We start from the raw sequence: 15,771 nt of genomic DNA on the forward strand, positions 1-15,771 counted from the left end.
TATAACTCACTCATAATACCCTCACAATTTAATTTAAATAATACAAGGAAAGTAGGAATTTAAAATGACAAACCAACCTCAAGTATCATGGTATGAAGGTGCTAACACAAAAGCAAGCGAAGTAAAAAACACAGTAAACTACAATACTGTCGATGCAGATTCTCATTCACACATAAAAGTCTTTTATATTTGGAATAATCGTGGTGGTACAGAAGATGTTTCTAAGATGGAGGAAGTAGTTTTCACTACTCGTGACCGTCAAGGCGGGGATGGTAGCCAAGGGAATGTCGTTGAAGCTGTTCGTGACAACTGGTTTAATGTGCGTGTTGATAGCTTGAATGAAAATGGTTGGACACCTGTTGGTAAAGGTGGCGTTAATACAGTCAACCCTCCTGGAACTAAGGATTTAGGAACAACAGGTACTACAACAAATGTGAATGCTGCGACTGCTCATGTTTGGTCAGCTTCTAAGGATTTGACATTAGATACTTATGTTCAACCAACAGTAGCCAATGGTTTCATTTATAAAGTAACAAAAGCAGGTACTACAGATGTAACAGAGCCTACATCATGGGTGAAAGTTGAGGGAAATCCTGTACTTGATGGAAAGGTAGAATATATGGCTATTCAAATTGAGAAAAAACCTAATGCAAAAGAGATTTTAGGTTTAGCTAACAACACTGACGTTAATGGTAGTAATGCAGACTTTGCAGGCGGTAACTTTGTCCAGATTTCTGTTTTCGCAGATGTGCCTATGACCGCTTCGGCAGGTAAAAATCTGTTAATGCAACGCGTTTCATACCGTTATGTGTAAAAGGAACATAATCATATTTAAGAAATAAAATAATTATTCTAAAGGGTAAGGGGATTTCTCCCCTACCCTTTTTTTATGGATTTATTAAAAGAAAAACTTCAATGCAATGAAGGAGATGATAAAAATGTTATTCTCAAGCTCAGAAAATGCTCAAGCAATCGGCATTCCTTTTAATTGGAATGCTGATTATGTAAATGGTAAAAACTATGCTGAGTATGACCTACTCACGCATAAGAAAAATGATTATTATTTAATTCAGAGAAATCAGGTCATACGTTTTGGTTTGTTTGGTCAAGGAATGAAATTTTTCTTCGAAATGACCGATGGCTCTTTTAACCTAAGTGGTAAAAGAATTGAAATCGAGTATATTGATGAAAACGGAAAAACGTTTCATTTAACAACAAATTTTGCAGACAAAGACCTTATTACATATAAAGAAGCCTACTCGGACTTCAATGGTGTACAGGGTGCTGTACAACGCTCAGATATAAAGTCCATTAATTTTGGCTATAAAACAACTTACAGGAAAGATGATGTTCAATTATTCTTTCAGCCTATTGTCTCAATTCCCTTTAATAAGAGTGCGTTCATTGAAGTTAAGCTAACTTCCAATAAAACAATGGACGGTCATTTGGTATTCAAAACAAGAGGGATTGAGGTGGAACGCTTCTATGCCCCTTTAGAAGCCAATCGAGCAGGTCAAATTAATTGGACAATCAAATAATAGAAAGCGAGGAAATACATGATGAAACGATTTTGGTTACATCTTCCCGATAAAAATGATTCCTTAGAAATAACAACCTCTAATAACAAGCTATCTTTATTTGAGTCTTCAAATGAAAAAGTTTACACAATAGAAACAGGAAAACATTCACTAAACAAGCTAATAGACGACCTTGTTAAAAACGGTTTAAACGCCAAAATTGGAGAAATTAAAGCACCTAAAAATAAAAAACTATTGGTGTTGTTCTTAGATAATTCATATACAAACTTAAGTGGGAGTTTTGTTACTTTTATGGGTGGCATCGAATCTATTGATACAGGCGATAGACAAGATGACCATATAATCATACTCAACAATTAAGAAAGGAAAATGCTCATATGGCTCTTATAGGTGGCAATACAGAGAAGAAAAAAATAGGTTTATCGATTGGTGTCTCCGGAACACATGATAAAACTAAGATCAACAAAGACACTGGTTTTTTAGAATTAGTGGATATTGATGTAGATGGTGAAGGAAAACCTATCTATGTAGAGCAAGGCTCGTGGACTTCTGATGTTATTAATCTAGGAGATATTTTTCAAGATTTCGAGAAAGTATTTACAGACAGCATAGTAAATGGTGCAAGCTCTTTCGCTGTGTTAACAAGAGTTTCATCAAACAATTATGATTGGTCTGATTGGGTTGCTATTGCGGAAGATGGAACTATTCAATCTGCTACTAAACAGTTTATTCAGGTAAGGATTGACCTGTTTGCAGGGTTTGTAACTGACTTATTCTTTATTGCTAAGAGAGACTTTAATATCAATGAATTTCTTGAAGAAAAGGAAGTAAAAATAGGTGGATATGTTGTTCCTAAATTAACATCAAACACTTCATCCTCATTGGGTTTTGCGTTCTCAGAAACAGAGTATAGTAGTAGTTATTCAGCTTGGTATGCTTTTGATAAAGCAAACAAAGCTGAAGGTTATCTTTCTAGAAATGGTTTTCTAACAGGTTTTGTAGGATTCTATTTTAACAATCCTGTTAGAGTTAGTAAATATAAGGTAAGAAGCGCAGGTGGTACTAGTGGTCAGCTATCAGGTATGGTTAAGTCATGGGTTCTTCAAGGGAGCTTAGATACTACAAATGGTACTAATGGAACTTGGGTGAACTTAGATACTCAAACTAATCAATCATGGACAGTAGGTTATCAAGACAAAGAATACTCTATTTCAAACAAAGATACTTATAAAGCATATAGACTTAAATTCACTGAAAACAATGGACATGCTTCATACACAGGCTTAGGAGAATTAGATTTCTATGGAGAAGGTACAACATCTTTAAGTCTCAAACGTGATTACACTTATGACAAGGAGTTAGATTCAACTTGGTCAGACACAGGAAGTTTACACAGAAAAAAAATCACTCGTAGCCAATGGCAAAGAATAGACAGATTAGAGGTGTTGTAAATGGATATTGTAACAAGCTATGACAATTGGGGTGGAAAAGGCGACAGAAGAAGCATACTTAGTGGTAACTCAGAAGTATTTGATGGAACTGAAACTACCTATTTAGGTTACTATAATGGTCAAAAAGCTACTATAGATATTGTTTTCAGTGGTTTAGAGGGAAAGCTATATATTGACTGCATTAAAGTAATCAGAACCGGTTATGCACTTGTTGATAGAGAGGTACTTTTAAACGATGTGCCTTTAGGAGCTTTTGCAGAGAATGTAGACCAACCACTATCTATGTTAAAAATAAAAAAAGGCGATAAGCTAACCATTAAAGGTAGAAACAATCAATCAGGGGGTGGTACTTATTGGACATATGTAAGAGAGATTGAGTTGAAAACACACTATGTTCCTGATAAATCATTTATCTATCAAGATGGTGCATATAAAAAATGGGATATAGGGACACCTGAATACACAAGCACCAACGTTGTTCCTGTAATGACTAGTAACAGCGCCCCTGCACCTTTTGTTATTTCCTCTAGTTCAGAACAAAGCAGTTTTCCTTCTTGGAGGGCATTTAATGGCATTTTATCTGAGACAACAGCATGGATGACTGAAAATGGTGTGGTATCAAATGCGTGGATACAGGTAAAGCTTAATTCTCCTAGAATTTTGGCAGAGCTAAAAGTTACTTCAAGAAATGGTTTAGGGTATGATACACACTCACCAAAGGATTTTAATTTATTGGGTTCAAATGATGGGAGTAATTGGGAAACAATAATCTCTATAAGCAATCAAATAAATTGGGGAAGTGGAGAATCTAGAAAGTATTTATTCAATAATAGCAATAGTTTTATCTTCTATCGTTTGTTAGTTGAAAGCAACAATGGTGGTGTAATTATTGCCATTGGAGAAATTGAACTAATAGGAAAAGCCCTATCTGCTGTTCCCTCACATTGGGAAACAGTTTCAAACACTCTCCCTAAATCAAACCAATTCCTTGAAAAAGGTATGTATCTATCTCCCCTACTTGACCGTAGAGTTGGAAAATTAGAGCCAATCCCAATGACACAGAGAAAAGACATTTTAGATGCTGGTGAATTTGGCAAGATATTCAGTAATACTATAGATTTAAAGAAATATTTTGATATTAGGAGTATTAGAGTTGAGGTGAAATAATGGCAGGACAAGGAAGACCCCCTCATTTAAAAGGTGAGGATGAATCTAATATTATTATATTGTCCTCATATCACGAAGGAGCAGACCCAAAGTCAATTTTATTAAATGGTGTAGTAGGTGATGGACTATCAAACGCTACACTCTTAAATATAAATGGCTATATTGAATTTTCTTGTAGCGAAGAAATTACTTTGTGGGCTTGTGGTGGATATTACTCAGATAGTGGTGGTAACTCAGGTACAGGGAAAGTATTCATTCAAAAAAAACAAAATGATGGAAATTTTGTAAATCTAAAAGAATCGAATTGCCCCTTAAATGCTACTGTTTGGTTGGATATGACAGGAAAAATATCAGCAGGAACTTACAGAATTGCTACTTCAACTTCAAGATACCCTGTATTCTCAGAGTTCTTCGCACAAAAAATGATAGTAAATAAATCATTTATTCTACATGATGGCGAGTATAAAAAAGTTTCACAGAGAAAAGACTACTCAGTATTCTACAATGGCACAAGCTCTCGTATGCGAACAACAAAAGTCCACAAATATAACGTGGTAACATTAGAAACTTGGGTGAAGCCATACACATTCTCTAGTACAAATCAAGATATTATGTCAAATGTTGAAAATGGAGGACACTCTATTGGTCTTTTAAATGGAAAACCCTATGCTAGATTTTATATAAATGGTGCGTATAGGGTTTGCTATGGAGATATGCTTCCATTGAACATATGGTCACATTTGGCTACAACATTTGATGGAAATATTATTAAATTGTATGTTAATGGTACTAAGGTGAGTGAGCTTGCCTACAGTGGAACAGTTGGAAGCACATCTGCTATATTTTCATTGGGAGCTAATCCTGCCGCAACTTCGGGATATATAGAGTATTTTAATGGAGAATTAAAAGACTCAAGAATTTGGTCTGTTGCTAGAACAGAATTACAAATATCAAAAAACATGTTCCAACTATCTGATATAGATAGTGTTTCAGATAATTTAATGGCATGGTATCCACAAAGTGAGAATACTGGAACAGTATGTAAAGACAAAAGCCAATATGTTAGTGATGGAACTTATTACAATACCTCTTTTATGATTGAATACTTCCCCAAAAAAATACTAACAGTATCTAACAGTCTTCCAAACTATATTCAGTTCTCAGAAGAAGGTATGGACAATCTAGCTCCCCTATTCGATAGAGAATTAACAAGACTAGACCCTGCAATGGTAAATGAAAATGAGATTTTAGGTGATGGTGAGACAGGTAAAGTATTTACTAAAACTATAGATTTAAAGAAATATTTTGATATTAGAAGCATAGGAATTGAGGTGAAATAAGTGCCTACTATAAAAATAAATAAACAAGTGTTAACATTTAATAATATTTATTATGTTGACTCAACAAAAGGATTGGATACAAATGATGGCTCACTATCCTCTCCTTTTGCAACTGTAAATTATGCAGTCTCTAAATGTGCCACAGATGGTGACGCTATTTTTGCAAAAGCAGGTACTCATGATGTTACTAGAATTGCAGGAGCTTATGATTCAGGTGGACTTTGGGATGATAATAAAGCAATATCTTTTATTGGTGAAAAAGGAAAAACAGTCTTTCTATGTGATGGCACAAAACATAGTAATAGAGATACACATTGTATTATGTTCAAAAACGCAGGTACAAGAGCATATCAGATTATATTTGATTTTAATACAGGTAGTAGAACTCTTAATTATGAAACCTCAATTTGCTATGCAGGCGCAAACGTTAGGGGTGAAGTACACAATTGCGTTATAAGATACAACACAAACGTATCTCCTAGTTTAATGTATGGGAATAGCACTAGTGCTACTATTAAGTTTGTAAATTGTATATTTGATGTACAAAAGAATTTTACTAGTAGCTATTCAGGAATAGGCTCAACAACATTAGAAAATTGTGTTACAAACTTCACCTTTTATTCAGAAGGAACTAGAGTAAATGTATATAATAAATGTACTTTTGATTCTAAGTATCATATCACAAATTTTGATGAAATTATTCAAGGGATTGGTGTTTACTCAGGGTTGTATGGTTGGCTTGTAAACAAATTTTTGTTCCAATCAAATCTCAAAGGATACTCTTTTGAAGAAGTTGAACGTAAGTTGGACTTTATTTTAACCTCTGATACTTCCCCTCCCCCCTTTTCTGTGAGTTCTAGTGGTGTCTATGGCGTTGCTTACCATGCTTGGAAAGCTTTTGACAGAGACATTAAAACTTCTTGGTTAGCACCCAATGGAAGTACAACAAATCAATGGATAACTCTTAATTTTGGTGAAAAAGTAAATATTGACTCGGTTAGTATTCAAGGCATATCTTCTGCCATAACTTCTGCATACGTAATATCAGCTAATCCTAAAAATTTAAAAATACAAGGTTCTAATGATAATGCTAGTTGGAAAGAATTATACTATGCTACTAGTTTGATTTGGACACAAGAAGAAATAAAAACCTTTTCATTTGAAAACTATGAAAAATTCCAATATATAAGAATTTTCATTGAGTCTAATAATGGTGCGCCTTATATCGGAATAAGTGATATTACATTTGGCTTTAAAGGATTAAGGTCTTATAAATTACCATCATGCTCCATGAGAAATATTTTAGATTATGGTATGTCTAACACACCCCCAATGAATAGAACTATACATGAAAATAATTATGTATTACAAACAGATGTCTCAGAGAATGAAGATAAAGTTTGGATAAAAGAGTTAGACAAAAAACCACTAAGCATTAGTTTTAGTTGAAAATGAGGTGATTTAAAATTGAAAATAAAAGAAGGATACAAAGCAAGATGGTTGATGGATGATGCTGTTTCTACCACTTTACTAGATAGTAGTGGAAATGGTTTAAATGCTACTACTTCCTCAACTCTAGATAGTTCTTTTAACAACAAAGGGTCAGCAAGAAAAGTTAGTGCCACTTCTCAAGGTATTTATCGAACAAATGTATTATCAAGCTATGCTAGTTTCACAATATCAACGATGTATAAATTGAACTCTATCAATACCGCTAGCAATACTTACACAAATGCAATATTAGGTATAACAACAGGTGGTGCAAATGGAGTCTTTATTGCTATTTCACCGTTCAGAGAGATTTCTTTTTACTATTATAATGGTTCAGCACATTTAGTAAGTGGTAGTGGTATATTCCTGAACTTAAATGAATGGGTACACCTATCTCTTACTGCTTCAAACGGTGTATACAAGATTTATCTAAACGGTGTTCAAATACATGCAATTACATTGTCGCATAATGTTGGATTAAACTTCTCAACTTGTTATGTTAATGGTACTTACAATACCTACACTTATATATATGGCTCTTACGATGACATTATAATTTGGGAATCTACTTTATCGGACATTGAGATATTTAATGTGTATAAATATTATTTCAAAGAAAAAAGAATACTACTTCACTCTAACAATAAGATATACTCATTTGACAAACAAGTTGACACTTGGTATGAAACAAAAATGACAAGTGACACCTCCCCCTCTCCTTTAATAGCAAGCTCTAGTAGTGTTTGGAGTTCTACTTTCCCTGCATGGAAAGCATTTAATGGAACAAATATTAGTAGTGAAGATTGTTGGGTAACAGTTGGTGGCTCTATAACAGGTTGGATACAACTAGACTTCGGTTCTCCTAAATATTGCAATAAAATAAAACTTACTTCTAGGTCAGGAAGTACAGCAAATGCTTGTCCAAAGGATTTTACAATAAGTGCATCAAATGATGGTTTAACTTTTGATGTAATAGCAACTATCACAGGACAGACAAATTGGGCATTGAATGAAACACGTATGATTACATTTGACAACGCTAGGAAATATCGTATATATAGGCTAACAGTGATTTCTAATGATGGATATAGTAGCTATAGTGCTATTGGACAATTGCAATTTGGTTATAAAGGAAACACTATTTTTGACTTACCAAAGTGTTCACAAGAAAACTTCATTGAATATGGTCAGAATGAGCTGTTAAATCTAAATGAACCAATAGCTACTAAAAACTACATCTTACAAGATGATACCATTATAGAGAACGAGCAAGGTCTTTGGATAAAACAAATAAATAAAAAACCACTCAGCATTAGTTTTAACTAGTGCTGAGTTTTTATTTGAAAATCATATGACAAAAGGAATGATAATATGACATGGGATAGAATAAGCAAAGGGGCTAGCTGTATAATTTCAGAGGATGGGCTTTCTGTTAGCTCAATAAGCCACATTAACTCAGTTAGAGCAACAGAAGGAGCTTCTGATGGAAAATGGTATTGGGAAATAGTATTGAATACAGCAGGAGCGCCTTTGATTGGAATAATTGGCTCAAACGCTTCTCTATTATCTTCGAGTTTAAGTAACAGTGATGTAAGATACTACTACACTAATGGGCAAAAATGGAATCCAAAAAGTACATATGGAGCGTCATATACAACAGGCGATATAGTTAGTGTTTTGTTAAACCTAGACATGGGTACTATTGAGTTTTGGAAGAATGGTGTGAGTCAAGGGGTTGCGTTTACCGATTTAAAAAGCATGGGCGAAGTGTTTCCTGCAATTAGTGACGGTGGTAGTGCAATTGGTGGCTCATATACTACTAATTTTGGTGGCTCTGATTTCACCTATAGGTTGCCTGATGGTTATTCCCCTTATATATATGGAAAAACAAAAAGAATGACTATTAAAAATCCAACAATAGATAAACTCTATTCCCTATCAGACAACACTCTTATTCACCTTCCTGATAACACAACTGAAAGCATTATTGAACATGGTGTTGAACAAGGTAAAATCATTCAATTAGATGTGCCTTTTGATAAGCATAGATACTTTAACAACACACCTGTTGATGGTACGAGTGGTAAAGTGTTTACACACGATATTGGAGTAATTAATACTTTGAATATAAGAGAGGTGAAATAGATTTGGCGACTATAGGACAAACTCTTCCACAACCTGAGAATGGATGGAAGCGATATGACGACACAAGCAATTTTATAGGGTACTTTGGCACATGGATTCATGCTACAGGTATGACATCAGCTTATAATAATACAGAAACTTATACAAACATAAAAGATGGAGCATCTACTATTTATTTTGAAGGTACAAAGATTAGATTTATTGTATCAACAGGAGTAAATAGAAGTAAAAATGCGACCATTACAATTGATGGGATAACAGAGAATTACAATGCGTATTCTACAACCACAGTAAACCAAGCTTTAATTTATGAAAAAATAGGGCTAAACAACGGTCTTCATAAAGTAGAGCTTAAATTAAATGATAATAATTACTTAGTTGTAGATGCTATTGATACAGATGGAATTCTTGTCAAATATGATTACCTAACGTCAGGCTTAGAGAAACCATTGAGCAAATATGGCATTGCATGGTTTGGTTTTGATGAAGCTAGTGGTAATGTATACGATAAATTAGGCAATGGCTATATTGGTACAGTTACAGGCGCAACAAGAGTTGAAGGTTGGAATGGTAAAGTTTCTTCCATGAATTTTAGTGGGAGTGGTCAAATTATCCAAATGAACAACCCTATAATACCTGTTGGAGAAAAAACTATTAGATTTAAGGTTAAAATTCCTAGTTATAAAGCTACCTCAAGACTGCTTTCAAATGCCACTAGTATAACAGGAGTTGGTCTATCAGTTATGTTTGTTGATGGAAAAGTATCATGTGTTATTCGTGGAACTAATGCGAAATCACTTACGACACCAATGCAAATAGAAATCAATGTATTTCAAGATATTATGATTGCTTTTAGCGGTAGCACAGAAACAGATAGCATAAGTTTTTATATCAATGAGGTATTAGTCTTTAAATCTTTAATTGGAACAGTAGAAAAACAAGGTACTAACAATCTATTTATTGGCACAGACGCATTTTATAATAATGCCAATGAGTATTTTCAAGGTGTGCTTGATGATTTACAAATCTACAACAAAGCTCTCTCCCCTTCTGACTTCGAACAAAAACGCTTAGTCGTTAAAACAAAAGACAATAAAAACCTTGTTTTATCTCCTACCTCAGCTCGTGTAAAAGAGATTCCTAACACAGCAGAATATATGATGTTAGCTCAAGGTGGTGTAGTTAGAGAGATTGACTCAGCAGTCGATAGACCACCAATTGATTTTACTAAGCCTACAACTGAATATGAGCTTGTAACTAATAACAGAACACCATTAGGAAAAGGTGGAATGTTTACAATTCCTATTGGTACTGATTTTAAAACAGCAATGATTGAGGACAACTATTAATTTGGTTGTCCTTTTAATATGGAAAAATATTGGAGGTCAATACAATGGCTAATACAAAAGATAATTTAAGTAAGTATGGTAAATCTTTAATCGGTTTTGATGAACCTAGTGGTAATGCTATGGATTCTATTGGTGGATATACAGGAACTTTAAATAATGCCCCTACTCGTGTAACAGGTTGGAATGGTAAGGGCTATGCTATGGATTTTAATGGCACTAATCAGTATGTTTCATTTAAATCTGATTTCATACGCCTGAGTAATAGTATTGTAATAAGATTTAAAATAAAAATACCACAAATACCCTCTACAAACAGAGCTATCATGGGCAATTTAAGAGGTGCAAACTACAATGGTTTTAGATTGGGAATACTTAGTGGAACAGGTCAGTTTTATATTTATTGCTCAAACACTAAAGGGGTAACTCTAGAAAGCTTTGGTGTCGGTAGTAATATATGTGATAATTTATGGCATGATATTATGGTGGAAATAATGAAAGATGGTAGAGTGAAATACTATTTAGATTCATTTGACAGTCCAGTTTATAGTAATTCGCTATCTCAGCCATTCGACCTTGTACAAGAACACGACTTTGAAATTTGTAGAAGAGTTTTTCATAATGATATGTATTTGAATTGTCAACTAGACCAAATCGAAATCTACGACAGAGTAATCTCCCCTATCCCAGACAAATATCTCATCCAACATAACTCACAATACAAATACCATGATGGCACTTCTTGGAAATCAACAACACCAACAGAAGAAAACTTCATCCAATATGGTATGAACAATCTAAACCATATTACAGAAAAACAATGGAAAGAGCTAACAGGAGATAAATCAGTAATTATGTGGTCTGACTTTGAAGATAAACAATACACATCGGTTGTGTTAAACAAAGAGAGCTTCAAAGCACAAGATTTACTAGGTGATTCAGCTCAAGCAATTTACTACACTGATTCAGACACTTTTAAAATCGCTGTAGAAACAGGCGTTGACCCATATAGTATCTATGACTATATTGGTGAGCTACCTACTGTATTCATATATACAGAATCTAGTGACGATATTATTGTATCAACTACAACTGAGCCTTTTGATATTTATGATGAATTTGGTGATGGTGTGGAGGTTCTTTACTACACAGATGATGAAACTGTAACAAATGCTGATTTAATCCTTGAAGCTAATTGGTCGCCTTTAGATGAACTTGAAGGAGATTTTGAAGTAGTGATATGGACAGATGAAGGTTCTGATACTGCTAAACGAGTGCTTGATATGAAAGCAATCCCACAACCTCAATTCGTTAAACTAGTTAACCCTAAACGTTTGTATGGTTCTTTAGATGATGTATTTGTCAATGATATTTCACAATCCTATCGTGATGCAGCTCGTTACTTTGTTGGTAGAGAAACACCTGATAAATGGTATGTATGGGACAAAAAAGAAAAGAAATTCGTTGTTGCTGATGCTTCAAGTCCACAAAAAATCATGTTAACAGGCATGACTTACAAAGACTTAAACAATATCACTGATATGCAATGGCGGACATGGACAAGTGACCACATTAATATTGGTATGTTTATTACAGACAACCCTCGTGACACAGTCAAAACAATTGTCGAAGAAATCTCGTTCGAAGACTATCTACCTCGTGATACGACAACTATTGAAAACTCAAGTCTATACATCTTAAACACTACTGCTAAAATTGACATTTCTTTTGACACAAATGTTCTTAAGGCAGTGTTAAGTGATGATGATTTAACGCGTGTTCAATATCGTGTATTACTAAACAATGGTTACTACTACCCTTCTGATGGAAGCTTTACTAAACTAGGTGAAGCCCCTCAGAATATTGAGTTAGCGATTGGTAGTAAAGACATTAGGATTGATAATTGGAACACACTTAAAGTAGAGTTCCAAGATTTCTTTGGTACTACTGATTATTGGTCTACTCAATTCATGGGAACCTATACAGGTCTTATGTTCAAAGATGTTTATGGCCAATACTTCTCTAGTGAAATCGGTGAAGTTCTTAAATATCTAGATTTTGGTATCATCATTGCCGGCCAAACTACAATTGAACATGAAGTATTCCTTAAAAACCAATATGGCTATGATATTAAAGATATTCACTTGTATGCTAATACAGCAAATTTTCCTACAGGAATGACTTGTGAATTTAGTACAAGTTCATCCCCTTTTACACCTCAACCTGATTTAAGACTAGGTGGTGTGTTAAAAAACAATGAAGAAATTCCATTTTTCATTCGACTAAAATCTGAATTAGGTTCAACGCCTGACGTTAACGGTTCATTCGACATTATCGTGAGAGCAGAAAAAGCCTAATCACAATACAATGTGATAAGGAAGTGAGATTATGGAGGATCAAGATTTTGGATTAGAAACAGACATTTCCTCTCATAGAAATGAAATAGTAACTGAGAATACAATACCCTTTAATAAATCCTTTGAAGTATATACTGAAATTGAAGTAAGTCCTCACAACAGCTTTAAAGCAACATATAAACTAATTGCTGTAGGGAAAATAGAGCAAGATGTTGAGATTATCGCCAGACCTTTAAGTGAAAGTAAAGTACAAACTGAGCTTATTTCTCGTGCTTTAGACGTTAGTAATAAAGACACCTATTTAAACATCATGTATCGTGGGAACTCAGATGTTTATACGGAGATTCAGCCTATTGGTTACAATTTCTTAGAAGCAGAAATTGAAGTGCCACCACATAATAGAATGTATGCCATTTATGAAGTTCAACAACCACCTATCGTTACAGATGTATACAATCCTACTCAAGATGCTTTCACAAGAGAGGAAGCAGCTTACCAAACAATCAACTATGGCAGCAATTCATCTATGGTTGTTGGTCGCAGTAAGGTTGATATTTGGCGTTCATTTGTGCAATTTGACTTAGCTTCTATTCATCCTTCCTATGTGCTAAAAGAATCCTATTTACGCCTATACTATAAAGGTGAAGCCCCTGAAAATCTTAAACTAGAAGTACTAAATGCTAGTAGCGAGTGGCACGAAACTAGCATTACTCACCTGAATAGGCCAATTCCAATTGATTTAATTGCAGATAAATTCATGGTTAATAGGGAGCAAAGATACATCGAATTTGATGTACTTGAAATTGTTGAATCTTGGATTGCTTTAGAAAAAAATAATAATGGTTTCATTATTCGTTTATCCAATGAAACTGCTTCTGGACAGACAATTTTCTATACAAGGGAAACTTCTTCCCCACCTGAATTAATTGTAAAATATTTCGATTCAAGAATATTTTCTCAAGGAAGAAGCCAGCAACTTACTGAAATCTTTGTCTATAAAAGAAAGCATTCTGAATGGTTTACTGAGGTCACTGTTGATTCCATTTTCAGTTTCGATAAGTTAGATACTGAAATCTATGCTCACAGACTAGAAGTTCCTTTAGATTTTGAAGCACAAGCTGAAATCACCGTCACCAAGCCATATGTTGAGACTGAAATCATTTCTTCGATTCGTGAAGAAGACGAAATTTTGATTGAAATTGGTGCCAGAAGACCACTTAATAGAGAAATATTTGCTGAAGTTACGATTAATACCCCCTTTACTTTAGCTCAAATCAACTGCGCCCGAACTGACACTAGTTCTTGGGATACAACTGTTTCGGTAACAAGGCCTTCTATCAATGCAGAAATTTCTGTACCATTCCATGACAAAAATGAAGTTTTCACAGAAATTGAGATTAATGATATTTGGACTTCTATTGTTTACACAGAACTTTTTGTAGCAAAGGATAAAATAGCAACAGAAATCATACCTAGGGTTGGTAAAGATAGTAATCTCTTTGCCGTAGTTCATGTCTCAAAACCAAAAATTGAAACAGAAATTGAGATTAAACATAGAAATGACATTTTGGTAGAAATTGAGCCTAATATTAAGTCAGATGTTTTCACTGAAATCATTGTTTCTAAGCCTTCTATCGGAGTATCTATTGCCGTACAACTTTATGAAAAATCAGAAAAAGATACCGAAATATTCATTAAATTCGTTCAAGATATTTTTAGTGAACTTACCGTAAAAGCTGTTAGCCAAGTCGATACTGTAATTGATATTAAAAAGGTATCTCAAGTTTATACTGAAATTTCAGTGAACAGAAGATTCGTTCAATCAGAGATTACCATTCCAACATGGGCTGATCAGGAAGTTCCGACTATTATTGAGCCTCGTATCTTAATGGTAAATAATAAAATAACAATCATTACTGTTAATGGTTCAGTATCAGGCTACGCATTTATACTGTAAAAGAAATGGAGAATATTAACTATGATAATAAAAAACTATGAAATTGGAGAATTACAATCATTCCTTTTCAATCTAATTCTTAAGGGCAAAGAATCTAGAATGCGCACTAGGTTTATTAAATTACTGGAAGATCAAATAGAGCTCTTAAAGGTAGAAAGGCAACAACTTATTAACGATTACGCTTTAAAAGATGAGAACGGGGAAATCGTTACTGAAACGAAAGAAATACATAACAAAGAAGAAGAGATTGTATTATTTCAATGTGAAGAAGCTGAAAAAGAAGCACAAATGCAAATTATGTTAATGATGAATGAGGATTTTATTATGGAAGAAACGGCCGATAAAATTGAAATGCTTACAGTTTTACAAAGTATCATTTTAAACTGTGATTTAGAGTTTACGGGAAATAAGGCTGTTCTCTATGATCGATTTTGTGAAATTTTTGAAGAGATAGAACTATTAAATGACTGAGGGTACTCAGTCTATATTTTTTAAGGATAGATGGATTACTGCATCTATCCTTTTCTATTTTACAAAAGTTGGTGATTACGTGCAAAATGAAAAATTTGGTGAAAGATTAGCTAGTGCAGAAGTTGAAATTAAGAATCAGGAAAACCGAATTTCAAAATTAGAAGGTAATCATGAGTTATTATATCGCTTAACATTAGTATCTGAACAACAGCAAGAAATGAATAAACATCAGCAAATACAATTAAATAGAATGGATAAGACTTTTAACAACATCAATATGAATTTAACAAAATTAAATATGTCCCAAGTTGAATTGCAAGAGGATGTTAAAGATATTGGAAAGCGTGTTGACAGCATTGAAGATGATTTGAAACAGGAAACTGCTAAAGACAATATATCAATTAGCGACATGATCAAACAATATCTACACTGGTGGATTCTTATCCCCACCGTGATTATTGGAGCTCTAATTATGAAAATATTAGGCTTGTAAGAAAGGAATGGATAT

The 15,771-nt window shown here is 33.9% G+C and carries 14 protein-coding genes; all 14 read left to right on the forward strand.

All coding sequences use genetic code 11. The annotated features are described in order from the left end of the window. Positions 1–64 precede the first annotated feature (64 nt). The 14 genes from PI85_RS03385 to PI85_RS03450 all read left to right on the forward strand — a co-directional run bounded on the left by PI85_RS03385 (position 65) and on the right by PI85_RS03450 (position 15,756). A complete protein-coding gene (locus tag PI85_RS03385; protein ID WP_036124505.1) occupies positions 65–814 on the forward strand; it encodes a hypothetical protein in 750 nt (249 codons plus the stop codon). A 124-nt stretch (positions 815–938) separates the two neighbouring features. Beyond that, positions 939–1,538, forward strand: a complete 600-nt coding sequence (locus tag PI85_RS03390) for a hypothetical protein (RefSeq protein ID WP_036124504.1) — start codon at positions 939–941, stop codon at positions 1,536–1,538. Between the two features lie 18 nt (positions 1,539–1,556). Next, the gene (locus PI85_RS03395) at positions 1,557–1,898 is read left to right on the forward strand and encodes a hypothetical protein (protein ID WP_144422596.1); all 342 of its coding nucleotides are present in this window, start codon (positions 1,557–1,559) and stop codon (positions 1,896–1,898) included. A 17-nt stretch (positions 1,899–1,915) separates the two neighbouring features. Then, positions 1,916–2,989, forward strand: a complete 1,074-nt coding sequence (locus PI85_RS03400; protein ID WP_036124500.1) for a hypothetical protein — start codon at positions 1,916–1,918, stop codon at positions 2,987–2,989. Further along, on the forward strand, positions 2,990–4,156 hold the full coding sequence (locus PI85_RS03405; RefSeq protein ID WP_036124498.1) for a discoidin domain-containing protein: 1,167 nt from the start codon (positions 2,990–2,992) through the stop codon (positions 4,154–4,156). Next, positions 4,156–5,496: a LamG domain-containing protein gene (locus tag PI85_RS03410; RefSeq protein ID WP_036124496.1), complete on the forward strand. Its 1,341-nt coding sequence runs from the start codon at positions 4,156–4,158 to the stop codon at positions 5,494–5,496. Before PI85_RS03405 ends, PI85_RS03410 begins: the two co-directional genes overlap by 1 nt. After that, the gene (locus PI85_RS03415) at positions 5,497–6,945 is read left to right on the forward strand and encodes a discoidin domain-containing protein (RefSeq protein ID WP_036124494.1); all 1,449 of its coding nucleotides are present in this window, start codon (positions 5,497–5,499) and stop codon (positions 6,943–6,945) included. It abuts the gene before it with no gap. Positions 6,946–6,963: 18 nt separating this feature from the next. After that, on the forward strand, positions 6,964–8,313 hold the full coding sequence (locus tag PI85_RS03420) for a discoidin domain-containing protein (protein WP_036124492.1): 1,350 nt from the start codon (positions 6,964–6,966) through the stop codon (positions 8,311–8,313). 45 nt (positions 8,314–8,358) lie between these two features. Further along, positions 8,359–9,132, forward strand: coding sequence for an SPRY domain-containing protein (locus tag PI85_RS03425; protein WP_036124491.1), 774 nt, complete (start codon positions 8,359–8,361; stop codon positions 9,130–9,132). Positions 9,133–9,134: 2 nt separating this feature from the next. After that, entirely contained in the window at positions 9,135–10,481 is a 1,347-nt protein-coding gene (locus PI85_RS23480; RefSeq protein WP_052323437.1) for a LamG domain-containing protein, read from the forward strand. A 44-nt stretch (positions 10,482–10,525) separates the two neighbouring features. Next, entirely contained in the window at positions 10,526–12,835 is a 2,310-nt protein-coding gene (locus tag PI85_RS03435; protein ID WP_036124490.1) for a LamG-like jellyroll fold domain-containing protein, read from the forward strand. 31 nt (positions 12,836–12,866) lie between these two features. Beyond that, complete coding sequence (locus PI85_RS03440; RefSeq protein WP_036124488.1) at positions 12,867–14,792, forward strand: DNRLRE domain-containing protein; 1,926 nt, start codon at positions 12,867–12,869, stop codon at positions 14,790–14,792. Between the two features lie 21 nt (positions 14,793–14,813). Then, a complete protein-coding gene (locus PI85_RS23485) occupies positions 14,814–15,263 on the forward strand; it encodes a hypothetical protein (RefSeq protein WP_052323439.1) in 450 nt (149 codons plus the stop codon). Further along, a complete protein-coding gene (locus PI85_RS03450) occupies positions 15,256–15,756 on the forward strand; it encodes a hypothetical protein (RefSeq protein WP_036124486.1) in 501 nt (166 codons plus the stop codon). The genes PI85_RS23485 and PI85_RS03450 overlap by 8 nt, the downstream gene beginning before the upstream one ends. Positions 15,757–15,771 lie beyond the last annotated feature (15 nt).

This window comes from Lysinibacillus sp. A1, assembly GCF_000801965.1.
In the GTDB taxonomy this organism is placed as follows: Bacteria; Bacillota; Bacilli; order Bacillales_A; family Planococcaceae; genus Lysinibacillus; species Lysinibacillus fusiformis.

Excerpts from the sequence above, each read along its gene's own strand:
- PI85_RS03385 (WP_036124505.1), top strand. The coding sequence starts at position 65 with ATGACAAACCAACCTCAAGTATCATGGTATGAAGGTGCTAACACAAAA.
- PI85_RS03390 (WP_036124504.1), top strand. The coding sequence starts at position 939 with ATGTTATTCTCAAGCTCAGAAAATGCTCAAGCAATCGGCATTCCTTTT.
- PI85_RS03395 (WP_144422596.1), top strand. The coding sequence starts at position 1,557 with ATGATGAAACGATTTTGGTTACATCTTCCCGATAAAAATGATTCCTTA.
- PI85_RS03400 (WP_036124500.1), top strand. The coding sequence starts at position 1,916 with ATGGCTCTTATAGGTGGCAATACAGAGAAGAAAAAAATAGGTTTATCG.
- PI85_RS03405 (WP_036124498.1), top strand. The coding sequence starts at position 2,990 with ATGGATATTGTAACAAGCTATGACAATTGGGGTGGAAAAGGCGACAGA.
- PI85_RS03410 (WP_036124496.1), top strand. The coding sequence starts at position 4,156 with ATGGCAGGACAAGGAAGACCCCCTCATTTAAAAGGTGAGGATGAATCT.
- PI85_RS03425 (WP_036124491.1), top strand. The coding sequence starts at position 8,359 with ATGACATGGGATAGAATAAGCAAAGGGGCTAGCTGTATAATTTCAGAG.
- PI85_RS03435 (WP_036124490.1), top strand. The coding sequence starts at position 10,526 with ATGGCTAATACAAAAGATAATTTAAGTAAGTATGGTAAATCTTTAATC.
- PI85_RS03440 (WP_036124488.1), top strand. The coding sequence starts at position 12,867 with ATGGAGGATCAAGATTTTGGATTAGAAACAGACATTTCCTCTCATAGA.
- PI85_RS23485 (WP_052323439.1), top strand. The coding sequence starts at position 14,814 with ATGATAATAAAAAACTATGAAATTGGAGAATTACAATCATTCCTTTTC.
- PI85_RS03450 (WP_036124486.1), top strand. The coding sequence starts at position 15,256 with ATGACTGAGGGTACTCAGTCTATATTTTTTAAGGATAGATGGATTACT.